The following is a 22403-nucleotide window of genomic DNA, read 5'->3' as shown; positions in this document are numbered from 1 at the left end:
AGAGTGCCGCGCCCGTAGGTTTCGGCGAGGTGAACTCCTCGCCAGGCTTTCGTGGACCGTGATGGCACGCGGTGGAACCGGATGTCACGCCTCTGAGGTGAAGATTCAACGATCCATCGAGGGAGACCCATGAGGTACCTGACGAAGAAGCTGCTCGTCGCGCTGGCCTCGGCGGCGCTGGCCTGTTCCGGCGTCGCGGCCGTCGCCGCCGGGCCGGCCTCCGCCGCCACCGCCGTTCAGGGCGCGCTGTTCACCGGGACGGGGCAGAGCCTCGACCTGGACACGGCGCTCGCCATCGCCGAGGCGGACGCCAGGGCGGACGCGGCGGCGCACGGGTTCACGGAGTGCGACCCGTTCGAGTCGGTGGCCTCGCAGAGCCCCAAGCTGGTGTGGACCGCGTGGTTCACGGTCCGCTGCCTGGCGATCAGAGGCTAGGCGGGCGCCCAGGGATTGATTCTGCCGACGGCCCGCCGCCGCTCGCCTGCGGCGGGCCAGGGACCTGGCGCTGTTCATGTCCGGCGCCGCCTTTCGTCATCCGGACGTCGGAAAGCGTTCATGAAACATCACGACACTCCGCCACATGCACATTAAGACCCCGATTTGTCTGGCAGCGGCGACTTTGTCGGTATTCGCCACGCTCTCCGTCGTCCCTGCCTCCGCCACCTCGAAGCCGAAGCCGTCCGGGCTGTCGCTGTCCCTGCTCGGCCGCTACTCCGCCGGCGCCGTCGGGGCCGGGGCGGCGGAGATCACCGCGTACGACGCGAAGACCCGGCGCGTGTTCGTGGTCAACGCGGAGCAGGGCACGGTGGACGTGCTCGACATCCGCGACCCGCGCACCCCGCGCAAGGTGGCCACGCTCGCCACCCCCGGAGCCAACAGCGTGGCCGTGCACGACGGGCTGGTGGCGGTCGCGCAGCAGGCGGCGGACAAGACGGCCGCCGGCACGGTCGCCTTCTTCGACGCCCGCACGGGGGCGAAGAAGCGGCAGGTCACCGTGGGGGCGCTGCCGGACATGCTGACGTTCACCGCCGACGGGCGGCAGGTCGTGGTGGCGAACGAGGGCGAGGCGTCGTCGTACTGCGCGGGCGCGGTGAACGACCCGGAGGGGTCGGTCAGCGTGATCGACGTGCGGCGCGGCACCGTCCGCACGGCCGGTTTCCGGGCCTGGAACGGCAAGGAGGACGCGCTGCGCGCCGAGGGCGTGCGGATCAGCGGGCCGGGCGCGAGCGCGGCGCAGGACCTGGAGCCCGAGTACATCAGCACGGAGAACGGCACCGCCTGGGTCACCCTCCAGGAGAACAACGCGCTGGCCGTCGTGGACCTCGGCCGGGCCACGGTGCGCGACATCGTGCCGCTCGGGCTGAAGGACCACTCCAGGGCCGCCGCCGGGCTGGACGCCTCCGACCGCGACGGCAAGGTGGACATCCGCCCCCACCCGGTCAAGGGCGTGTACATGCCCGACGCGATCGCCCACTTCCGCGAGCGCGGGCGGACGTACCTGGTGACCGCGAACGAGGGCGACAGCCGCGACTGGGACTGCCACAGCGACGAGGTGCGGGTCAAGGACGCCGAGCTGTCGCCGTCCGCGTTCCCCGACGCGGCGGCGCTCAAGCAGGACGCCGAGCTGGGCCGGCTGACCGTCCTGTCCGACTCGCCGAAGGACGCCGAGGGCCGGTACACGGAGCTGCGCGCGTTCGGGGCGCGCTCGATCTCGGTGCGCGCGGCCGACGGCTCGCTGGTCTGGGACTCCGGCAGCGAGCTGGAGCAGCTCGTCGCGCGTGAGCTGCCGGGCGAGTTCAACGCCGACAACGAGGAGAACGACTCCTTCGACTCCCGCAGCGACAACAAGGGGCCCGAGCCGGAGGGCGTCACGGTCGGCGAGGTGCGGGGCCGCACGTTCGCGTTCGCCGGTCTGGAGCGGGTGGGCGGCGTCGTCGCCTACGACCTGTCGGACCCGCGCCGGCCGAAGCTCGCCGGATACGTCAACACCCGGGACTTCGCCGGCGACGTCGAGGCGGGCACCGCCGGGGACGTCGGGCCGGAGGGGGTGCTGTTCATCGACGCGCAGGACAGCCCGACGCGCTCCCCGCTGCTGGTGGTGGGCAACGAGGTGAGCGGCACCACCGCCGTCTACGCTTTGGTTTGACCCGACACACAATTGAATATAGATATGACTCCATGGAAAATGGGGCAAGGCGCCCGTACCGCATGGGGGCGCGCGCGGCGGCCGTGGAGGTCACCCGCGCGCGCGTGATGGAGGCCGCCGCCGCGCTGTGGACGCGGCGGTGGTACGACGAGGTCACGCTGCAGGACATCGCCGACGAGGCGGGCGTGTCGGTCCAGACGATCGTCAACCACTTCGGCGGCAAGGAGGGGCTCGCCGACGCCGCCGCCGAGGTGGCGGCGGCGCAGGCGGAGCTCGCCCGGCAGGCCCCCGCCGGCGACGTCGAGGCCGTCGTGACCGTGCTCTTCGAGGAGTACGAGCGCCAGGGCGACGCGACCGTGCTGTGGACCGCGCAGATCGACCGGGTCCCGGCGATCGCCCGTGCGGCGGCCCACGCCCGCCGCCAGCACAGGGACTGGCTCGAACGGGTCTTCGCCGACCGGCTGCCCGGCCCGGGGCCCGCCCGCGAGCACGCGCTGCACCTGCATCACGCCGCCACGGACGTCTACCTGTGGAAGCTGTGGCGGCGCGACCTCGGCCTGCCGCGCGACGACGCCGAACGCGCCATGCGCGACCTGCTGACGTCGATCGACCCGCGAAGGGGGCACGATGCCTAGCACGTTCCTGTTCGCCACCTGGAACGGCGGCGGCGCCGTGCCGCCCGTCCTGTCGGTCGCCCGCGCGCTGCGCGAGCGCGGCCACACCGTCCGGGTGCTGGCCGACACGTCGCTGCACGCCCAGGTCGCCGCCATCGGCGTGGAGGCGATCGCCTGGACCACCGCTCCCCAGGGCGACCCCGCCGACCCGGCCAAGGACGTCATCAAGGACTTCGAGGCCCGCACCCCGATCGGCGCGTTCGCGCGGCTGCGCGACCGCATCGTCTGCGGCCCGGCGTCCGCCTACGCCCGGGACACGGCGGCCGAGCTGCGCGCCCGCCCGGCCGACGTGCTGGTCGCCGAGTTCATGCTGCTCGGCGCGCTCACCGCCGGCGAGGGCGCCGGCGTCCCCGTGGCCTCGCTGGCCACGACCCTCTACACCTTCCCCACGCAGGGAGCGCCGCCGCCCGGCCTGGGCCTCGAACCCGCCACGGGCGCGCTGGGCCGCCTGCGCGACCGGGTGCTGACCAGCGTCATGCTCAAGCCGTGGGAGAAGGGGCTGCCGCCGCTGAACGTCGCGCGCGCCGCCTGCGGCCTGCCGCCGCTGGATTCGGTGGTGGACGCGTTCGGCCGCGTCGACCGGCTGCTCGTCCTGTCGCCGCGCGCCCTGGACCACCCGGGCCGCGAGTTCCCCGCCTACGTGCGGCACGTCGGGCCGCGCCTCGACGACCCGGCCTGGGCGGGCGACATCGAGCTGCCACCCGGTGACGCGCCGCTGGTGCTGGCCAGTATGAGCTCGTCGTACATGAAGCAGCGCGGCCGGCTCGAACGCATCGCGCGGGCCCTCGGCACGCTGCCCGTGCGCGGGCTGCTGACCACCGGCCCTGCCGTGGACCCGGCGACGATCCGCGCGCCCGGCAACGTCCTGGTCACCGCGGCCGCCCCGCACACCGCCGCGCTGCGCCACGCCGCCGTGACGATCACGCACGCCGGCCACGGGACGGCCGTCAAGTCCCTGGCCGCCGCCGTGCCCCTGGTCTGCATGCCGCAGGGGCGCGACCAGCCCGAGGTGGCCAGGCACGTCGAGTCCGCCGGCGCGGGCATCACCGTGGGCGGGAACGCCTCGTCCCGCACCATCGCCCAAGCGGTCGAACGGATCCTGCGCGAGCCGTCCTACCAGTGGCACGCGCGGCGGATGGCCGCCGCGATCGCCGCCGAGACGGCCACCGACCTGGCGGTCGCGGAGCTCGAAGCCCTCGCGGGAGCGGGCGCGCAGCTCAGCGGGTGACCAGCGTGCGCCCGTACGCCGACAGCGCCTCCGTCACCGGCTGGAAGAACGTGCTCCCGCCCGTGGCGCAGCTGCCCGCGCCGCGGGGTGTCCAGCCCGGGAGGAGCGACACCCAGGCGTAGTCGTCGCCCGGGCAGGAGGCCCGGGTAGGAGGACGCCTGGAAGACGCCGTTCGGGGTGCCGCGCCGCACGTGAACGCGACCGTGCAGCGTCCCCTGCCGTCGACACCGTTACGTTAGGTGCATGACCGGTCACGATGGCGCGGCAGCGTCCGGCGCGGCTGAGCCCGCGCCGGCGCGCGGGGCGGAACACACGGCGGCGCGCGCCGCGATGTTCGGCGCGCTGATCTCCGCGAGCCACACCTCCACCCTGGAGCAGATCCCCGCCCTGGTGGCCGAACAGGCCGCCCGCGTGGGGCTGCACGACGTGCTGATCTACCTGGCGGACCTGCAACAGGAGGTGCTCTCGCCGCTGGTCCCCCGCCCGGCGCCCGCGGGGGCGGCCGAGCGCGGCGAGATCTGCATCGAGGGGACGGTGGCCGGCCGCGCCTTCCAGCACGGCAGGACCATGCCCGCCTCGGTACGCGACCCGCGCCAGTGGTGGGTGCCGCTGGTGGACGGCACGGACCGGCTCGGCGTCCTGCGGATCAGCGCCCCCGGCGCCGACCCCGCGACGATCCAGGACATGGAGCGCCTGGCCGGGCTGGTCGCGCTGCTCGTCGTCTCCAAACGGCCGCTCAGCGACACCTACGCCCGGCTGGTGCGGCGCAGGCGGATGAGCGTGTCGGCGGAGATGGAGTGGCGGCTCATGCCGCAGCGCACGTTCGCGACCGACCGCCTCGTGATCAGCGCGGTCATGGAGCCCGCGTACGACGTCAGCGGCGACGTCTACGACTACGCCTTCGAAGGGACCGCCGCCCACCTGGCGATCTTCGACGCGATGGGCCACGACACCGCCGCCGGCCTGACCGCCAACCTCGCCCTGACGACCCTGCGCAACAGCCGCCACGAGGGGCAGGGGCTCGTCCGCGCGGCCCGCAGGATCGACCAGGCGCTCATGGGGCAGTTCGGCGGCGAACGGTTCGCCACCGGCGTGCTGGCCACGCTCGACATCCCCAGCGGCGAGCTGACCTGGGTCAACTGCGGCCACCACCCGCCGGTGATCGTCCGCAGGCGCGCCACCATCGAGCTGGCCTGCGAGCCGGGGCCGCCGGCGGGCACCGGCCTGGGCCTGCCGGTGACGCAGTGCCACGACCAGCTCCAGCCCGGCGACCGGCTCCTCCTCTACACCGACGGCATCACCGAGGCGCGCAACCGCCAGGGCGAGGAGTTCGGCATGGAGCGGTTCACCGACTTCCTCATCCGGCACCAGGCCGACGAGCTGCCGGTGCCCGAGACGCTGCGGCGGCTGATCCTGCACCACCTCGACTACCACGAGCGCCGGCTGCGCGACGACGCCACCGTCCTGCTCGTCGAATGGCCGGGCACCCCGTACACCAGGAAGGAGGCCGAGGCCCTGACCGGCGTCCCCGAAGGGAGCGATGGCCTCTTCTAGCCATGGGGGTGGTGCGCCGGCGCGCCCGGCGTGAGACTCGAAGGCGTGGACCCGGATGCCGGCGACCTCAAGCGGCAGATCGAGCGCCTGATCGCCAGGACGCGGGCCGCGCGACGCCGTGCCGAGGAGCTGCGGCTCGACGCGGCGGTGAGCCGGCGACGGGTGGAGGAGCGGGAGACGGACACGCTGCGGCGGCTGGAACGGCAGTGGGCCAACAGCGAGAAGCTCGGCGAGCTGGGCCTGCCCCCGCCGCCCGCCCGCCCCCACGCCGACCCGGGCGGCCTCGCGGAGGCCGGCCTGCGCGCCGCGCTGGCGCTCACCGGCGCCGACATGGGCACCGTCCACCTGCTGGACAGCGCCACCGGGGCGCTGACCATCGTCGCCGGCCAGGGCTTCCAGCAGCCGTTCCTCGGCTTCTTCGCGGTGGTGGACGACGACAGGCCGGCGTGCGGGCGGGCCATGGCCACCCGCAAGGCCGTCGCGGTGCGCGACGTCGAGCAGGACCGGCTGCTGGCCGGCACGCCGGCGTCCAGGGTTCTGCGAGAGGCGGAGGTGCGGGCCGTGTACTCCGCTCCCCTGCTCGACCGGTACGGGACGGTGCTCGGCGTGCTGTCGGTGCACCATCGGCAGCGGCACGAGTGGACCCGGCAGGATCACCTGCTGCTGCGGCTGCTGAGCCGCCACCTCAGCCACCTGCTGAGCACTACTGACCCGCGGTCCGGGTGAAGCGGCCGCGGGCGACGAGCTCGACCGTCACCACGGTCGCGACCGCCTCCGCGGCCAGCAACGCCACCAGCACCACGAGCTGGACGATCCCCGCCTCGATCGGGCTCGCCCCGCCGAGCAGCATCCCCACGAACGCCCCCGGCAACGTCACCAGCCCCACCGTCCTCGTCTGGTCCAGCGCGGGCACCAGCGCCCCGGCTGCGGACGGGCGGCAGATCTCCATGGCCGCGTCCCGTGGCATGAACCCCAGCGCCAGCGCCGCCTCCACCTCTCCCCTGCGCTGCCGCAACTCCTCCACGGCCCGCCGCCCGGCCAGCGCGGTCGCGGTCAGGCAGCCGCCCAGCAGGATCCCCGCGATCGGGATGATCACGATGCCGGACGTGGGCGTCACGCCGCTGCCGGTCAGGACCGCCAGCACCGGCGCGGTCCCGGCCGCGATCGGCAGCCCCGCCCACCACCATCCGGGCCCTGCGCCGGTGACGCGCCGACCGGCGGTGAAGGCGGCGACGCCGTACATGAGCAGGATGAAGCCCGCCACCGCCGCCGCGTACGCGACCACCCAGGTGATCACCAGTGACACGGCGCCGAGCTGCAGCGCGGCCCGCAGGCACGCCGTCACGACGGCCCGGCCGTGCCCCAGCCGCCCCAGCCACGCCACCGCGCCGCCCAGCGCGGTCAGCAGGAGGACGATCACGGGGAGCAGGGGGGTGAGGGCGATCATGGATGAGGACGACGAATGCACAGCAGCAGTCTGGCGGAAACGCGCCGCGGTGATCGTCGCGTCAGCCGGTCTCCCGCAGGCGGACGGGGCCGAACAGGCCGGTGGTGCGCTGGCCGGGGAAGACGAAGTGGGTGGGGCTGACCTCGTCCAGGTAGGCGGCCAGGGTGCCGAGGACGAGAATCTCGACCTCGTTGTCGCCGTCGTCCAGGTCCACGTCGAACACGTACGGGGAGCACACGCGGACGCCGCAGGGGCGGCCGTTCACGCTCACCTCGGCGCTGCCCCTGACCCGGCCCAGGTCCAGCTGGGCCGGGCCGCGGCGGGCCGGCACCGTGGTGCGGTAGCGCACGCCGCCGCTGTATCCGGCCAGCCCCTGCTCCTCCCAGTCGCCCAGCCGCATCCGGCCGGGGCCGCAGGTGAAGCGGACCGGCCCGGTCAGGGCCGCTCCGGCTTGGGCGTCCGGGGTGGTGTGCACCACGAGCTCGACCGGCGCGCCGAAGCCCACGCGTTCGGCCGCCGTGCCGCCGGTGGCGCGCTCAGCCTCCGCGCCAGGGGCCGGACGCCCGGTGGGCGTGGCGAGGGCCGGACGCCCGGTGGGCGTGGCGGGGGCCGGGGGTTCGGCGGGCGTGGCGGGGGCCGGGGGTTCGGCGGGCCATCGCACGTCGTACCGGCCTGCCGCGTTCACCTCGACGCCGGTCGCTCCCGGGGGCGGGTCGAGCAGGAACCGCTCGACGCGCGGCCGGGCGCCGGGCACCGCGAACGTGGCGGGCAGCGCGACGGGCCCGCCGTCGAGCCATCCCGCCCCGGGCAGCGGGTGCGGGCGAGGCAGCAGCCAGAGGGCGGCCGGATCGCCGTGCGGCCGCCGTCGTACGCGAGTCGCGGGCGACCAGCCGGGTCCCGAGACCGCCACCCCGTCCACCAGCACCCACCCGTCGGACTCGACGCGCACGGTGTTGGCTCCCTCCCGCAGCAGGGAGGTGACGTCGTAGCGGCGCACCCGCGGGATGTCGGCCTCCGCGTACGGATCGAACCCGCCCTGCCGTCCCGCCTCGACCCCGTTCACGAGCACCCGGCAGAACGCGGTGGACGCCACCTGCAGCAGCTCCCGCCCGCCGATCTCCCGGACGTGGACGACCGTCTCCAGCGGCGTGCCCGCGATCCACTCCGGCCGGACGGCGTCGGCGGGATCGCTCACCAGGCAGGCGTACGCCCGCAGGTCCAGCTCCTCGTCCGGCACCAGCAGCAGCTCCAGGAGATGCGCACCGGCCGGGAGGGGCGAGCGCGCCACGGCGGAGTAGCCGCGGTCGTCGAGCGGCTGTTCTGCGCCGTCGATCGTGACCGTCTTGGCCGCGCCCGCGCCGAGGGCGAGCCACGCACCACCCTCCGGAACGGTGACGACCGTGCGGAAGCGCGCCTCCGTCCCCGCCGCGACCCGCCCGAACGCGAGGAACTCGACCGGCACGTGTCCCTTGGGTCCGAGTACGTCCCGGTGGACGGGGTCCTTGCGCAGGCCGCGCGAGGCGGACCACACGGAAGGCGTCCACGGGCCGTCGCCGGCCCGCTGCTCGCCGTGCGGACCGAACGTCACGTCCACCGGCTCGCCGTCCGGCGTCCGCAACGTCCAGGCCTCGACGCCGCCGCCGGAGCCGAAGTCGGACCAGGTGTCGTCCAGGGTGGGGGCCAGTTCGACGTCCCAGGTGTCGCCCAGGTCGCTCTCCGCCGGGTACGCGGGCCGCACCGGTGGCTCGGCTTCGGTGCCGTCGAACATCAGGAGTGCGGCGGGCCCGTCGTCGAAGGGCACGACCACCTGGACGGTATCGCCGTCGCGGGTGTGCGGCAGCGGCACGGGGTCGCCGCCGGCGAAGGGGCGCAGCAGCAGCGGCGTGCCGGAGACGCCTCGCACGGTGATGGGCATCCGGCGGGCGTACCGGGCGGGGTCGAAGTCGATGACGGCGTCCAGCCAGCCCAGGTCCACCCCGCGTTCCTCGGGGCGGCCGACGTGGATGCGGCTGGCCATGGGGAAGGCGGCGGGCAGGAACACCAGCGTGGTCTCTCCGTGCTCGCGCACGAGTGCGGGCACGGGCGCCTCGACCCGCCGCTCCAGCCCTTCCAGCGCCTCCCCCAGCCGGTCGGCGGAGGCCACGAAGCGAGCGCCCAGGTCGAATCCGGCCGCACCCGCCTCCGGCCCGCCCGACGACGCAATCGCGCCCGCCTCGGGACCGCCGGGCAACGCAGTCGCGCCCACTTCGGGGACACCGGGCGGCGCGACCGCGACCACCCCTGGCGCACCGACGGCGACGAGCACCCCGCCGCGCGAGGCGAACTCCGCCAGCCGGCCCGCCACCCCCTCGTCCAAGGTGGTGACGGCAGGCAGAACGATCACCCGGTAAGCCTCACCGGCCACCGCCAGCCGCCCGTCCTTGACGACAGCCCGCCGCACCGACTCCTCATCGATCACGTCCGCGTCCAGCCCGAGCCGATCCAGCACCCCAGGCGAGGTGGCGAACCACGCCATGTCCCCGACCAGCTCCCGATACACCTCCTGCGCCCGCACCGCCGCCGCGTCGGCGACGCCGTCCGGCCCGATGCCGGCCTGGGCGGTGGCGGCCGGCAGGAGGACGGCCACGTCGCAGGCGTGCCGCCCGAGCGACAGCGCCGCGCACAGCCGGGTGACGGCGTCGGCGAAGACCCGGTGGTGCCGCCAGTACGGCTGCCGCCAGTCCGTGGACGGCGGCGCCCACTCCCACCAGCCACGTTTGGTGGTGTAGTAGACGGCGTGCGGGTTGTAGAGGGTGGCTCCGGCCCGCAGCCACGGCACGAGCCAGTCGAAGGTCTCCTCCAGGGTGCCGCCCCAGCCGCTGGAGTGGAACGCCTCGATCCAGGTGCGTGGCCGCCCGTACAGGTGGGCGAGGGAGGAGTGGAGGCGGGCGTCACCGTGGTGGTCGGAGCCTGGGGCGCCGAACCAGCGGTGGGTGCGCGCGTAGTCGGCGTAGAGCTTCACGCCGTCGGCGGGGTGGCCGGCGCGGGCGGGGTCCTGCTGGTCGCAGCCGTGGATGAGGCCGTGGCGTTCGTGCCATTCTGCGAGTGGCCGGAAGAAGGCGTCCTCGGCCAGTTCGGCGCGGGTGAGCTGGTAGGCGCGCGGGTCCTGCGGCGAGTAGGGGCGTCCTCTGCGGGCGAGGTGCTCGTCGGCGAAGCGGGCGGACCAGGTGGGCAGTGTGGGCAGCTCGTCCTGGAACGATCCGGCGATCACCTTGCCGAACCAGTGCCCGACCCGCCGTTCGAACTCGCCGTGCACGCGGTCGAGCAGCACCTGGCACGCCTCGCGGGACAGGTAGTCGAAGCCGCGCAGGGTGACGGTCCCGTCGGGGGCGAGCCACTGCCCGGCGAACTCGGGCCGTTCCTGGACGAGCCGCGCCTGGAGGTCGGCGCCGGAGAAGCCGAGCTGGTCGTAGAACCACAGGTACGCGCCCAGTTCATGGGCGTCGGCGCACACCCCGTCCAGCAGCTCCCACCACGCCTCGGACAGGAACGGCGGGTCGTCGGCGTCGGCGCCGAACATCGGCCCCGAGGGGGCGAGGTTGAGGATGACCAGGTTGTGCACCCCGCCGGCGACCAGGCGTTCGAGCTGCCAGCGCAGCCGGTCGCGGCGCAGCGGCTCGCCGCTCCACCACCAGATGGCCGCCGGGGAGTAGGCCCGCGGCGGCGCGCGGAAGATGTCGTGGATCTCGCTCATCCCTTGAGTCCGGTGGATCTCGTTCATCCCTTGAGTCCGCTCGCGAAGCCCTTGATGACGTAGCGCTGCAGCACCAGGAAGACCAGCACGATGGGCAGCGCGCCGAGCACCAGCCCGGCGAAGACGAGGCCGTGCTGGGAGACGTACTGGCCGACGTAGGCGAACACGCTGACCGGGACGGTCTCGAAGCCGGATCCGCCGAGGTAGACCAGCGGGGTGAAGAAGTCGTTCCAGATGAAGACGGCGTTGAGGATCAGCACGGTGCCGGTGATGGGCCTCAGCAGCGGGAAGACGACGCGGGTGAACGCCACGAGGTGCGAGGCGCCGTCGATCTGGGCGGCGCTGGCGTAGTCGCGGGGCAGCGCCCTGATGAAGCCGGTGTAGAGAAAGATGGTGAACGGGAGCTGGATGCCGGTGTAGAAGAGGATCATCCCGGCGTGCGTGCCGATCAGGCCGAGGTCGTTGACCAGCTCGTACAGGGGGATCATGCCGAGCTGGAAGGGCAGCACGATGCCGAGCAGGAACAGCACGTACAGGCCGTAGCCGAGGCGGGTCTGGACGCGGGCCAGGAAGTAGGAGGCGAACGAGCCGAGCACGATGAGCGCGACCAGGCTGACCACGGTGATGACGGTGCTGTTGACCAGTGACGGGCCGAGCGCCGCCGCCGTCCAGGCGCTGGCGAAGTTGTCGAAGGTGGGCGGGCTGGGCAGGGCGAGCGGGGAGCGCGCGATCTGGCCTGGGTCCTTGAGCGCGAGCGAGATCAGCGTGTAGACGGGGAAGAGGAACGCCACCGCCACCGCGATCATGACGATCTCGAGCACGAACGTCCTTCTCACGCCGTCACCTCCCGGCTGCGCAGGTAGTAGATCTGGATGAGGGACACCGCGGCCACGAACAGCGCCAGCACCAGGGCGACGGCGGTGCTGTAGCCGAACTTGCCGAAGACGAACGCCTGCTTGTAGAGCACCGTGGACAGCGTCTCGGTGGCGTACCCGGGGCCGCCGTTGGTGGCGGCGAAGACCTGGTCGAAGAGCTTGAGCCCGCCGATGGTGGAGAGCATCAGGTTGATCGTCAGGGCGGGGGCGAGCAGCGGCCAGGTGACGTACCTGAAGCGCTGCCAGGTGCCCGCGCCGTCGATCATGGCGGCTTCGTGCAGGTCGCGCGGGACGCCTTCGAGCCCGGCCAGGAAGATGACCATGGAGTAGCCGGCGTTCTGCCACACGACCATGCCGGCGATCGACCAGAGCGCGATCGACGGGTCGCCGAGCCAGTCGACGTGCAGGCCGAGCAGCCCGTTGAGGCCCGCCGACGGGTCGGGGTTGTAGATGTACTTCCACAGGAAGGCCACCATGACGGGGCTGACGACCACGGGCGCGAAGAAGATGACGCGCAGCAGGGCCCGGCTCCTGAGCTTGACGTGCACGCCGAGGGCCAGCAGCAGCCCGACGCCGTTCTGCACGACGACGATGGCCACGGTGAGCAGCAGCGTGTTGCCGATGGAGCCCATGGCCTGCTCGTCGCCGAGCAGGGTGCGGAAGTTCTCCAGTCCGACGAACGACATGTCGCGGCCGATGCCGCTCCAGTCGGTGAAGGCGTAGACGACGCCGGCCACGGCCGGGTACAGCACGATGAGCGCGTACACGGCCAGGGCGGGCGCGGCGAACAGCCAGGAGGGTGCGGCCGCGGAGAAGCGCCGCCGCCGGACGTGCGCGGGGCGGGCGCGGCCCGCGGTTACGGGAGTCACTTGCGGTATGCCTCGTCCATCTTCTTCAGCGCTTCGTCGATCGTGGCGTCGCCGGCCAGCAGCTCCTGGACGACCGCGAAGTGCGTGGGCTGGACCTCGGCGTTCGGCCAGCGCTGGTCCATGAACGGCACGGCGCGGTCCTTGGTGAAGGGCAGGAACGACTGGACGGCCGGGTCGATGGCGGAGCCGGCGTCCTGGGTGAGCGGGATGGCGGCGATGGCCTTGGCCCAGGCGTTGATGTTCTCCTGGCGGCCGAGGAAGTCGATGAACGCCTTGGCCTGCTCGGCGTTGCGGCCCTTGGCGGAGGCGCCGAGCCCGACGACGACGCCGGCCGGGATCCACACCTGGTTCGCGTCGTCGGCTCCCGGCACGGGGAACATCGACAGGTCGTCGGGCGAGGAGGCGGCCTTGCGGAAGTCGGGCAGGACGGCGGAGACCTGGATGGCCATGGCGGCCTTGCCGGTGGCCACCATGGAGGTCTGCTGCTCGAACGTGGTGCCGTTCGGCTTGTCGTTGAAGTAGCCGCGTTTCTGCAGCTCCAGGTACATCTCCATGGCCTGGCGCCAGCCGGAGCCGGCGAAGGTGGCCTGCCCGGCGAGCTGCTTGTCGTCGAACGTCGGGTCCTTGGCGTAGACGGTGGAGGGCACCAGCGCGTACGTGATGAGCTGGGTGACCCACGGCGTCTGGGCGCCCAGCGCGATGGGCGTCACCCCGGCCTTCTTCAGCTTGTCGCACACGGCGAGGAACTCGGTCCACGTCGTGGGCGGCGCGTCGATCCCGGCCTGCTGGAAGACCTTCTTGTTGTAGACGGCGCCGATCACGGACGAGCCGGCCGAGTACAGGTAGGTCTTGCCGTCGAGCTGGAAGGCGGGTTTGAACCCGGCGGGGATCGTCTGCGTCCACGCCTGTGCCGACAGGTCGGCCAGCAGCCCGGCCTGGGCGATCTGCGTCATCGACATGGCGCTGCCGCTGCCGGGGTAGACGACGTGCAGGTCGGGCGCGTTGCCGGCGCCGAGCTGGGTGCGGACGGAGGTCTGCACCTGGTCGGTGGGCGCGTAGGACGCGGTGATGCGGACGGCGGGCGTGGCCTTGGCGTAGGCGGCGGCCAGCTCGTCCATCGGCGTCTTCTGGTCGGCCACGCCGATGAACTTGAGCTCGGTGGTGGCCCCGCCTCCCCCGGTGGTGGCGGTGGTCTCCGGTCTGGTCGAGCAGGCCGTGGTGGCGAGGGTGGCCGCGGCCAGACCGCCCATCATGCGCAGGAACTGGCCGCGGCTGACCCTGGCGTGGTGCAGCAGGTCGGTCATGTCGCTGTCTCCTCGGTCGTGCGAAGTGCTAGAAATCCCCCGAGTGCATCCGGCGATCACGTGCGGGATGCCGATGCGAACGTTTTAATGATTGTTAAATTAACAGTCAATCGTGTTAAAAGTAGCGGTGGGTGGAGGGTACGAGTCGCCCGAGCGGGGTGTCAAGGGTAGGATGCGCAGCCGTCCGAACAGGGTGGAGACAGTGGTGAATCAGCAGACCTCCAGCAGGTCCACGCGGTGGCAGGGCATGGCCGAGCACATCGTGCGCCAGGGCTCCGCCTCGGTGACCGAGCTCGCCGAGAGCTTCGGCGTGAGCCTGATGACCGTCCACCGCGATCTCGACGAGCTCGAGCGCCAGGGCATGGTGCGCAAGGTCAGGGGCGGCGCGACCGCCCAGGCCAGCAACGTCTGGGAGAGCAACATCGCCTACCGGCTCAAGGCGCACACGGCGGAGAAGGACGCCATCGCCAGGGTCGTGGCCGGCCTGATCGAGCCGGGCAGCTCGGTGATGCTCGACGACTCGACGACGGCGCTGGCCGTGGCCCGCCACCTCGGCGAGCTGGCCCCGCTCACCGTGGTGACGAACTTCCTGGAGGCGATCAGGCTGCTGGCCACCGAGCGCGACATCAGGCTTATCGCGCTGGGCGGTGAATATCACGCCACGCATGACTCGTTCCTCGGGCTCGGCTGCGTGGACGCCGTCGAGGCGGTGAACACCGACCTGGCCGTGGTGTCCACCTCGGCCGTGTCCGAGCAGTACGCCTACCACCAGGAGCAGGAGATCGTGCTGGTCAAGCGGGCCATGCTGCGTTCGGCTTCCCGGCGGGTGCTGGCCGTGGACGGCTCCAAGCTGGCCCGCGTGGCGCTGCACCGGGTGGCTCCGCTGGACGACTTCGACGTGGTCGTGGTGGACGCGAACGCCCCGGCCGAGCTGCTCCAGCGGCTCAGGGACCACCACGGGGACGTCCGCGTGGCGGAGATTTAACGCTGTAACGCGTTATTTGTAACTTGTATCTTGTTAAGAGCGTGTCTGCTTGCTAGAAAGTGAGGGCTTCGTCCCCCAGCTCAGGAAGCAGCATGCCGCACCCTTCACGCCGAGGCTTTCTCGGCTTAGGCAGCGCCGCCTTCGCCCTCGCCTTCACCACCGACCTGGCCGACCCCTGGACCGCGCCCGCCGCCGCCAGGACCGCCGGCTACCCCTTCCAGCTCGGCGTCGCCTCCGGTGACCCGCTGCACGACCGGGTGATCCTCTGGACCCGCCTGGCGCCCAAGCCGCTGGAGCCGCTCGGTGGCCTGCCGTTCAACCGGATCAAGGTCGAGTGGGAGATCGCCGAGGACGAGGCGTTCACCCGCCGCGCCCGCTCCGGCTCCACCTGGGCCACCCCCGAGTACGGCCACTCCGTGCACGTGGACGCCAAGGGCCTGCGCCCCGGCCGCGAGTACTTCTACCGCTTCCGCTCGGGCGGCGAGCTCAGCCCCGTCGGCCGCACCAAGACGGCTCCGGCGCCGCGCAGCAGCCCCGAGTCGATGCGCCTGGCGTTCGCGTCGTGCGCCTCGTGGCAGGACGGCTACTACACCGCTTACCGCCACCTCGCCGACGAGAACCCCGACGTGGTCTTCCACCTCGGCGACTACATCTACGAGTACGGCATCGTGCCGATGGGCGGCAACCGCAACACCCCGGTGCCCGAGCAGTTCAGGGTGCAGTGCGACACCCTCGACCGCTACCGCGTCCAGTACGGCCTCTACAAGAGCGACCCCGACCTTCAGGCCGCCCACCACCGCGCGCCGTGGATCGTCACCTGGGACGACCACGAAGTGCTCGACAACTGGGCCGGCCGCTTCGGCCCCGGCGGCGAGGTGACCGAGCAGGACTACCTGGTCATCCGCGCCAACGCCTTCCGCGCCTTCTGGGAGAACATGCCGGTGCGCGTGCCCGCCATGGAGGGCCCCGACGCGCGCATCTACCGCCGCTTCACCTTCGGCGACCTCGCCGAGTTCAACGTGCTCGACACCCGGCAGTACCGCGACGACCAGGTCTGCGGCGACGGCCAGCAGGTGGACTGCGCCGACCGGCTCGACCCGGCCCGCCAGATGCTCGGCGCCGGGCAGGAGGCGTGGCTGCTCGACGGGCTCGGCGCCTCCCGCGCCAAGTGGAACGTGCTGGCCCAGCAGATCGCCATGATGCAGCTCGACTACGATCCCGGCCCCGCGCAGAAGCTCAGCATGGACCTGTGGGACGGCTACAAGGCCGCCAAGGACCGCGTGCTCACCGGCATGGTCGAACGCCAGGTCAGCAACCCGGTGGTGCTGACCGGCGACATCCACTACAACCTCGCGGGCGACCTGCGGACCGACTTCGACGACCCTGCCTCCCCGGCCGTCGGCGTCGAGTTCGTCTGCACCTCCGTCACCAGTGGCGGCAACGGCAACGCCGGCACGGGCGTGCCGCCGGGCGGCTCCGATCCGGCCAACCCGCACCTGCGCTTCTCCAGCTACCAGCGCGGCTACGTCTCCTGCGAGGTCACCCGCGGCCAGTGGCGCTCCGACTTCAAGGTCGTCCCGTACGTGGACCGGCCCGGCGCCCCCGTCTCCACCCGCGCCAGCCTGGTCACGCTCGACGGCGCGCCCGGCCTTCAGGTGCTCTAGGAAGGAGCCGATCATGCGCGTACTCACCGCCGCCGCCCTGGCCGCCGCCGTCACCCTGACCGCCACGGCAGGCGCTCACGACCCCGAGCCGACCCCGCAGTCCGCCTCGGTCAAGGTCGAGCCGGGCGTCTCCAAGGGCACCGGTAAGCTCACCCCCGTCGCGGGCGCCGAAAAGCTCGTCGCCCCGCTCGGCGTGGACCCGGCCTGCCCCGCCAAGATCAAGATCGGCATGCGCAGCGACGCCCGCAAGGCCTCGTACGCCACGATGCGGGTCGAGCTGGACCCGCCGCTGACGGCCTCGCGCCCGATGCTGACCAGCTACCTGCCGCCCGGCTACCAGGTCGGCGCGAACCTGCTGGTCGCCGTGCCGCCCGGCACCCCGCAGGGCACGTACGGCCTGAGCCTGCGCACGCCGGACCGCACGCTGGAGGTGCCGGTCGAGGTGGTGCCCGTGGACGGGCTCGACAACGGCGGCAACCTCGCGCTGCGCCGCCCCGTCACCGCCTCCTCCCAGCACGTCAACGCCAACTACCCGCCGTGCAGCGTCGCCGACGGCGACCGCTCGTCCAACGGCTGGGCCGGCGGCAACGGCTGGAACGACGCCACCGCCAGGGCCTGGCCCGACACGCTGGCCATCGCGCTGGGCGGGGCCAGGCAGATCTCCCGCGTGGACCTGTACACGCTGGACACCGAGCGCTACCCCGCCTCCCGGTACGGCGTGCGCGACTGGGACGTGCAGGCCCAGGCAGGCGGCCAGTGGCAGACGGTCGCCCAGGTGCGCGGCAACACCGCCGGATCGGCCCGCTCGGACTTCGCCCCGGTCACCGCGGACGCCGTCCGCATCGTCGCCCTGGCCTCCAACGGCGCCAACGACTACACGCGCGTCATCGAGGTCGAAGTGCGCTGACACCCCTGAGGAGAAACTCGTGAACACCACCACCCGCATCGCCCCGCCCCGCGTCAAGGTGGGACTGGTCGCCGGAGGGCTGGGCGCCTACTGGCCGCAGTTCCCCGACCTGCTGCCCCAGCTCCAGCGGTCCGCGGAGCGGGTCTCTGAGCGCATGCGCGGCTTCGACGCGGAGATCGTGGACGTCGGCTTCATCTCCGACGCCCGCGAGGGGGACGAGGCGGCCGAGAAGCTGCGGGCCGCCGGCTGCGATCTGATCGTCGGGTTCCTGACGACGTACATGACGGCCACCATGCTGGTGCCGATCGCGCAGCGCAGCGGCGCGCCCGTGCTGCTGATCAACCTGCAGCCCACCGAGTCGATGGACCACGCCACCTTCGACACCGGCCAGTGGCTGGCCTACTGCGGCGCCTGCCCGCTGCCGGAGATGGCCAACGCCTTCACCCGCTGCGGCATCCCGTTCCGGTCGGTGTCCGGCTACCTGGAGGACGAGCGGGCCTGGGAGCGGATCGGCCGCTGGATCAGGGCGGCGGGCGTGCGCGCGGCGCTGCGGCACGGCCGGCACGGCCTGATGGGGCACCTCTACCCGGGCATGCTGGACGTGGCCACCGACCTGACGCTGGTGAGCGCCAACTTCGGCGGGCACGTGGAGGTGCTGGAGTTCGACGACCTGCGCGTGCGTACGGAGAAGGTCACCGACGCCGAGGCCGGCGAGCGGGTGGCGCTGGCGCGCGAGGTGTTCGAGCTGGCCGACTCGGTCAACGAGGAGGACCTGGGGTGGGCGGCCCGCGTGTCGGTGGGCCTGGACCGGCTGGTCGAGGACTTCGGGCTGGACAGCCTCGCCTACTACCACCGCGGCCTGGACGGCGAGGTGCACGAGCGGCTCGGCGCGGGCATGATCCTCGGCGCGTCCCTGCTCACGGCGCGCGGCATCCCGGCCGCCGGCGAGTACGAGCTGCGCACCTCGCTGGCCATGCTGATCATGGACCGGCTGGGCGGCGGCGGCTCGTTCACCGAGCTGCAGGCGCTGGACTTCGCCCGCGGCCACGTGGAGATGGGCCACGACGGCCCCGCCCACCTGGCGATCAGCTCCCACCGGCCGCTGCTGCGCGGGCTGGGCGTCTACCACGGCAAGCGCGGGTGGGGCGTGTCGGTCGAGTTCGACGTCAAGCGCGGTCCCGTCACCGCGTTCGGGCTGCGGCAGGCCAGGGACGGCAGCTTCGGCTTCGTCGTGTCGGAGGGCGAGGTCGTGGCGGGGCCGCTGCTGCAGATCGGCAACACCACGTCCCGGGTGGACTTCGGCTGCGACCCCGGCGAGTGGATGGACGCGTGGAGCGCCAGCGGCATCTCCCACCACTGGGCGCTGGGCACCGGCCACCGCCTGGCCGACCTGCGGGCGGTGGCGGACCTGCTCGGGGTGGAGGTGACGCACGTCCAGCCCTGAGCCGCCGGCTCATGATCGCGGCCCTTGGCGCGCCTCCACGGGGTACCGGTAAGAAACGTGTCAGTACTGAGCCCCAAGCGAGCTGCTGGCCCAAGCTCGCGCTTGGCTGATTCTCTTCAGGAAATGACCCTTTCGTGAAGTAATGTGGCTGCTTGCTGTCCTCCACCCCCAGCTCGGCGTCCCTGCTCGCCGGGCAGGATCACGCCGAAATCACTTCACGAAAGGTGATCGGGCTTCCCGAACGCCTCGATCCGGCCGACGACAGCCTCCCAGTCTGGACGGAGCGCTACCTCGATCTCGCCGTGCGCGGAGTCCGCTCAGCTGAGGTCACCGCCAAGATCTCCCGGCACCTGGAGCGCTTCGGCGCCTGGATCACCGGCCGCGCTGCTGCTGTCGGCCGCTTCGACGGCCGCCTCTCGGCCCGCTCCATCAACGCCATCGTCGGCGAGATCGGCCGCCTGCACGACGCCCAGATGCCCGACCCCGACCGCAAGCTCGGCACCCTGCGCCCGCACGACGCCCGGCACACCTTCGCCTACGGCCTGTCGCAGGCCTCCGGCCGCAACCGCGCCGAACTTGAGCGCCGCCTCGGCCACGCCAACGACCGCTACCTGCGCCTGTACACCAACCCACCCGACGACATCGCCGCCGACTACGTCGAAGACCTATGACCGCCAGACCTGGACACCTCAACAAGACGGGCAGCGTAGCCATCCGCCCAGTCGACGATCCGGCCGGCGAGTGCCATGGCGGCCACCGCGACGCCGGGAGTGCCTGGACGGCCGGCTGCGTCGATGACGCTGAGTGTGAGCCGAGTATGGAGCACCGCTTGGCCTGGCGTCGGTTCGACCAAGCTGTACCGGTACCACATCGCCATGGTGGTGGCGCGCTTCGGGCCGGCTGCTGATCGTACTCAACCGCCACCAGATCTCGGCCCGCCGGGGCGCGGTCATCTGGCGCGGCCGCCATCGCCAGCGCCGTTGCGTTGCTTTCTGGACTTTCCGGTGGCGCCTGCGACCCCGTAGCCGATACTCGGGTTCGACGGTTCAGGAGTCGCGGCGGGTATTCCTTCGCGGCGCGATGAAGACGGCCCAGGCGGTTATGCCCAGGGCCGGACCGATGGACGAACCTAGCGCGACACCGTAAGCGAGGTTGTCGGAAAAACTTCCAACGACGACGCCGACGAGGAGGCCGAAGGCAGCGCCGAAGGCGATCCAGATCCCGAGATTTTCCCAGATCCCGAGACCTGGGGCGGGCGGGGGCGTGTTGTTGCTCGTCATTGCATCTCTCCTAAGGACGCGGGCGGACAGGGCTGACAATCTGGCGGCCCATCACGGCGGAGTTGGCGTACGCGTTGTCCGGTGTCCGGAGCGGCCGAGTGCCCGCCGCGCCTACGCGGTGGCACGGCGGATGAGCCTGTACCCGCCGACCGCGAACGCGGCGGCCACCAGGACCGGCCAGCCGGCGAGCAGTGCCGTGGGGGACTGGTCGAGCAACCAGCGGCCGATCGCGTGCCATTGCCGGGTCCACGTGATCAGCGCGGCGGCCAGCCCGAGCGCTGTGAAGGCCAGGGTGAGGCTGGCGAGGACGCCGGTGGTGCCCCAGCGCAGGTGCACCGTGCCGAGCAGGATCCCGAGGTGGGTCACGACCAGCATGGGTACCGCGTACCCGAGCAGGAGCAGCACCGGGTGGGCGTCATCCATGAACGGCAGGCCGAAGTAGCGCAACCCCATCCCCCAGTAGCCGGTGGCCTGTTCCACGGCGTGCAGCAGGCAGAGCACCAGCGCGTAGAGCACCGACTGGACGACCGCGAGCACCGACCAGGCCAGGTAGAACTCCCGGCGGGTCACGCTCATGCCCAGCGCGTACGGGAAGATCTGGGTGACCGAGACGGTGGCCATCCCGATCGCGATGCCGTACAGGCTGACCAGGCCGCCGGTGTTCGTCACGCCGTCGCCGGGGTCGTAGTTCGCCATGAAGGCCAACAGGTTGATGCCGAACGTGACGGCCGTCATGCTCCACGTCCAGCCCAGGATCTGCGGCCAGGCCGGCACCTGGAGACGGGCCACCTGACGGATGCGGTTCATCGGGCGGCCTCCCGGTCCGCCGGCGCCGTTGTCGTCGGCGGTACGGTCAGGCGGACCACGAGTTGCTGCAACGACAGCGGCTCCAGCTCGACGTCCAGCGCCTGCGCGAGCACCTTCGCGTGCGGTCCGAGCCCACCGAGCACGGTCGACCGGACCAGGCCGCTCAACCGCTCGCGGTGCAACTCGGTGCGTCCGGCGGCGAACCCGTCCACGGCCTCCGCCCGTCCGGTGGCCACCACCGCCCGCCCGCGCAGGTCGTCGGCGTCCTCATCGAGCAGCAACCGGCCACGGTCGATGAGCAGCACCCGCTCGACCAGATCGCTCACCTCGTCGATGAGGTGGGTGGACAGCACCACGGTGCGGGGATGCCCGGCGTAGTCGGCGAGCAGGCGGTCGTAGAAAAGCTGCCGGGCGGCCGGGTCGAGCCCGAGGTACGGCTCGTCGAAGAACGTCAGGGGCGCCCGCGCGGCCAGCCCGACGGTCACGCCGAGGGCCGACAGCATGCCCCGCGAGAGCCTGCGGACCAGCCGCCCGGCCGGTAGCTGGAAGTCCGCGGCGAGGCCGTGCGCGAACGTGTCGTCCCAGTTCGCAAACAGCCGGCGTGCGGTGCGAAAGACGTGGCGCACGGTGTAGACGTGGGGGTAGCGCTGGCTCTCCCGGACGAAACAGACCTTCGACAGGACGGCCGGGTTCTCCACCGGTGGCGCGTCGAAGACCGACACGTTCCCCGACGACGCGAACGCCTGCCCGGTGAGGATCTGCATCAGGGTGGTCTTGCCCGCCCCGTTGCGCCCGAGCAGGCCGTAGATCGTGTGCTCGGCCAGCGCGAAGCTCACGTCGTCGAGCGCCGTGACGTCACCAAAGCGCTTGGTCACCCCGTGTGCGGTTACCACCGTCGTCATCCCAGGTCCCTCCCGACAACCGCACCGAATGAATCGATCATCTTCATCAGCTCGTCGTGGCCGATGCCGAGCTTGCGCGCCTCGGCGAGCAGGGGTTCCACGTACTGTTCGGTGAACCGTTCCCGTCGCCGCTCGCGCAGCCTGGCCCGGGCGCCAGGGGCGACGAACATGCCGATGCCGCGTCGCTTGTAGAGCGTTCCCTCCGACACGAGCTGGTTGACGCCCTTGGCCGCGGTGGCCGGGTTGATCCGGTGAAAGGCGGCAAGCTCGTTGGTGGACGGGACCTGGGCCTCCTCCACCAGCGACCCGTCGATGATCGAGTTCTCGATCAGCTCGGCGATCTGAAGGAAGATCGGTCGGTCGTCGTCCATCGTTGGCTTAGCCGCCCAACTGGTTAGCTACATGTGTAAGTAACCATGCAACCTTGCGCCGCGGCTGTCAAGCCGCCCGGGCGTCCCGCGACCTCAGCCGGCGGCGGCGCCGGGACCTGTCTCCCGCTCAGGAAGGGCAGCCGGGGATGCGTGGATCGCCGGCCCCTGGACCCGATTGCTTGTGGGAGGGCTGCTCATGACAGCCAGAATGGA

The 22403-nt window shown here is 72.2% G+C and carries 21 protein-coding genes; 11 read left to right on the top strand and 10 right to left on the bottom strand.

The genetic code is table 11. From position 1 onward, the window contains the following. The first annotated feature begins 129 nt into the window (after positions 1-129). The 4 genes from FXF51_RS53645 to FXF51_RS53630 all read left to right on the top strand — a co-directional run bounded on the left by FXF51_RS53645 (position 130) and on the right by FXF51_RS53630 (position 4048). Positions 130-435 (top strand): hypothetical protein, encoded by a 306-nt coding sequence (locus FXF51_RS53645; protein ID WP_148442580.1) that lies wholly within the window; start codon positions 130-132, stop codon positions 433-435. Between the two features lie 184 nt (positions 436-619). Further along, the gene (locus FXF51_RS61460; protein WP_262380488.1) at positions 620-2146 is read left to right on the top strand and encodes a choice-of-anchor I family protein; all 1527 of its coding nucleotides are present in this window, start codon (positions 620-622) and stop codon (positions 2144-2146) included. Between the two features lie 32 nt (positions 2147-2178). Beyond that, on the top strand, positions 2179-2781 hold the full coding sequence (locus FXF51_RS53635) for a TetR/AcrR family transcriptional regulator (RefSeq protein ID WP_148442579.1): 603 nt from the start codon (positions 2179-2181) through the stop codon (positions 2779-2781). Next, entirely contained in the window at positions 2774-4048 is a 1275-nt protein-coding gene (locus FXF51_RS53630) for a glycosyltransferase (protein WP_148442578.1), read from the top strand. The genes FXF51_RS53635 and FXF51_RS53630 overlap by 8 nt, the downstream gene beginning before the upstream one ends. Here FXF51_RS53630 and FXF51_RS62255 read toward each other — a convergent pair. Further along, on the bottom strand, positions 4038-4160 hold the full coding sequence (locus FXF51_RS62255) for a S1 family peptidase (protein WP_222871881.1): 123 nt from the start codon (positions 4158-4160) through the stop codon (positions 4038-4040). The genes FXF51_RS53630 and FXF51_RS62255 overlap by 11 nt on opposite strands. Before the next feature lie 131 nt (positions 4161-4291). On the opposite strand from FXF51_RS62255, the gene FXF51_RS53625 reads away from it, so the two are divergent. Then, positions 4292-5602, top strand: a complete 1311-nt coding sequence (locus FXF51_RS53625) for a PP2C family protein-serine/threonine phosphatase (RefSeq protein ID WP_262380487.1) — start codon at positions 4292-4294, stop codon at positions 5600-5602. A gap of 45 nt (positions 5603-5647) precedes the next feature. Further along, a complete protein-coding gene (locus tag FXF51_RS53620; protein WP_187415068.1) occupies positions 5648-6328 on the top strand; it encodes a GAF domain-containing protein in 681 nt (226 codons plus the stop codon). Here the strand turns inward: FXF51_RS53620 and FXF51_RS53615 are convergent. From FXF51_RS53615 to FXF51_RS53595, 5 genes are all read right to left on the bottom strand, one after another. Continuing rightward, positions 6306-7049 carry an ABC transporter permease gene (locus tag FXF51_RS53615; protein ID WP_148442576.1) on the bottom strand — a complete coding sequence of 248 codons (744 nt, stop codon included), beginning with the start codon at positions 7047-7049 and terminating at the stop codon, positions 6306-6308. The two genes, FXF51_RS53620 and FXF51_RS53615, sit on opposite strands and share 23 nt — an antisense overlap. 61 nt (positions 7050-7110) lie before the next feature. Continuing rightward, on the bottom strand, positions 7111-10782 hold the full coding sequence (locus tag FXF51_RS53610; protein WP_148442575.1) for a hypothetical protein: 3672 nt from the start codon (positions 10780-10782) through the stop codon (positions 7111-7113). A 23-nt stretch (positions 10783-10805) separates the two neighbouring features. Next, positions 10806-11618, bottom strand: a complete 813-nt coding sequence (locus FXF51_RS53605; protein WP_222871880.1) for a carbohydrate ABC transporter permease — start codon at positions 11616-11618, stop codon at positions 10806-10808. Beyond that, complete coding sequence (locus tag FXF51_RS53600; protein WP_187415067.1) at positions 11615-12526, bottom strand: carbohydrate ABC transporter permease; 912 nt, start codon at positions 12524-12526, stop codon at positions 11615-11617. Before FXF51_RS53600 ends, FXF51_RS53605 begins: the two co-directional genes overlap by 4 nt. After that, entirely contained in the window at positions 12523-13830 is a 1308-nt protein-coding gene (locus FXF51_RS53595) for an extracellular solute-binding protein (RefSeq protein ID WP_148442574.1), read from the bottom strand. Before FXF51_RS53595 ends, FXF51_RS53600 begins: the two co-directional genes overlap by 4 nt. Before the next feature lie 205 nt (positions 13831-14035). On the opposite strand from FXF51_RS53595, the gene FXF51_RS53590 reads away from it, so the two are divergent. From FXF51_RS53590 to FXF51_RS53570, 5 genes are all read left to right on the top strand, one after another. Continuing rightward, positions 14036-14815, top strand: coding sequence for a DeoR/GlpR family DNA-binding transcription regulator (locus FXF51_RS53590; RefSeq protein WP_222871879.1), 780 nt, complete (start codon positions 14036-14038; stop codon positions 14813-14815). Between the two features lie 92 nt (positions 14816-14907). Next, positions 14908-16479: an alkaline phosphatase D family protein gene (locus FXF51_RS53585; RefSeq protein ID WP_148442573.1), complete on the top strand. Its 1572-nt coding sequence runs from the start codon at positions 14908-14910 to the stop codon at positions 16477-16479. Positions 16480-16492: 13 nt separating this feature from the next. Beyond that, positions 16493-17386, top strand: a complete 894-nt coding sequence (locus tag FXF51_RS53580; RefSeq protein WP_148442572.1) for a discoidin domain-containing protein — start codon at positions 16493-16495, stop codon at positions 17384-17386. Between the two features lie 19 nt (positions 17387-17405). Then, on the top strand, positions 17406-18830 hold the full coding sequence (locus tag FXF51_RS53575) for an L-fucose/L-arabinose isomerase family protein (RefSeq protein ID WP_148442571.1): 1425 nt from the start codon (positions 17406-17408) through the stop codon (positions 18828-18830). 152 nt (positions 18831-18982) lie between these two features. After that, positions 18983-19501, top strand: a complete 519-nt coding sequence (locus FXF51_RS53570) for a tyrosine-type recombinase/integrase (RefSeq protein ID WP_148442570.1) — start codon at positions 18983-18985, stop codon at positions 19499-19501. Between the two features lie 375 nt (positions 19502-19876). Here the strand turns inward: FXF51_RS53570 and FXF51_RS53565 are convergent, their stop codons facing one another. The 4 genes from FXF51_RS53565 to FXF51_RS53550 all read right to left on the bottom strand — a co-directional run bounded on the left by FXF51_RS53565 (position 19877) and on the right by FXF51_RS53550 (position 22190). After that, the gene (locus tag FXF51_RS53565) at positions 19877-20110 is read right to left on the bottom strand and encodes a hypothetical protein (RefSeq protein WP_148442569.1); all 234 of its coding nucleotides are present in this window, start codon (positions 20108-20110) and stop codon (positions 19877-19879) included. Positions 20111-20221: 111 nt separating this feature from the next. After that, positions 20222-20917 (bottom strand): ABC transporter permease, encoded by a 696-nt coding sequence (locus FXF51_RS53560; protein ID WP_148442568.1) that lies wholly within the window; start codon positions 20915-20917, stop codon positions 20222-20224. Then, on the bottom strand, positions 20914-21819 hold the full coding sequence (locus tag FXF51_RS53555) for an ABC transporter ATP-binding protein (protein ID WP_148442567.1): 906 nt from the start codon (positions 21817-21819) through the stop codon (positions 20914-20916). Before FXF51_RS53555 ends, FXF51_RS53560 begins: the two co-directional genes overlap by 4 nt. Continuing rightward, positions 21816-22190 (bottom strand): GntR family transcriptional regulator, encoded by a 375-nt coding sequence (locus FXF51_RS53550; protein ID WP_148442566.1) that lies wholly within the window; start codon positions 22188-22190, stop codon positions 21816-21818. The genes FXF51_RS53555 and FXF51_RS53550 overlap by 4 nt, the downstream gene beginning before the upstream one ends. Between the last annotated feature and the right edge of the window lie 213 nt (positions 22191-22403).

The sequence above is a fragment of the Nonomuraea sp. PA05 genome, assembly GCF_008086045.1.
Classification (GTDB): domain Bacteria; phylum Actinomycetota; class Actinomycetes; order Streptosporangiales; family Streptosporangiaceae; genus Nonomuraea; species Nonomuraea monospora.
The sequence above is the reverse complement of the archived record's forward strand: the minus strand, read 5'-3'. Positions and strand labels throughout refer to the sequence as shown.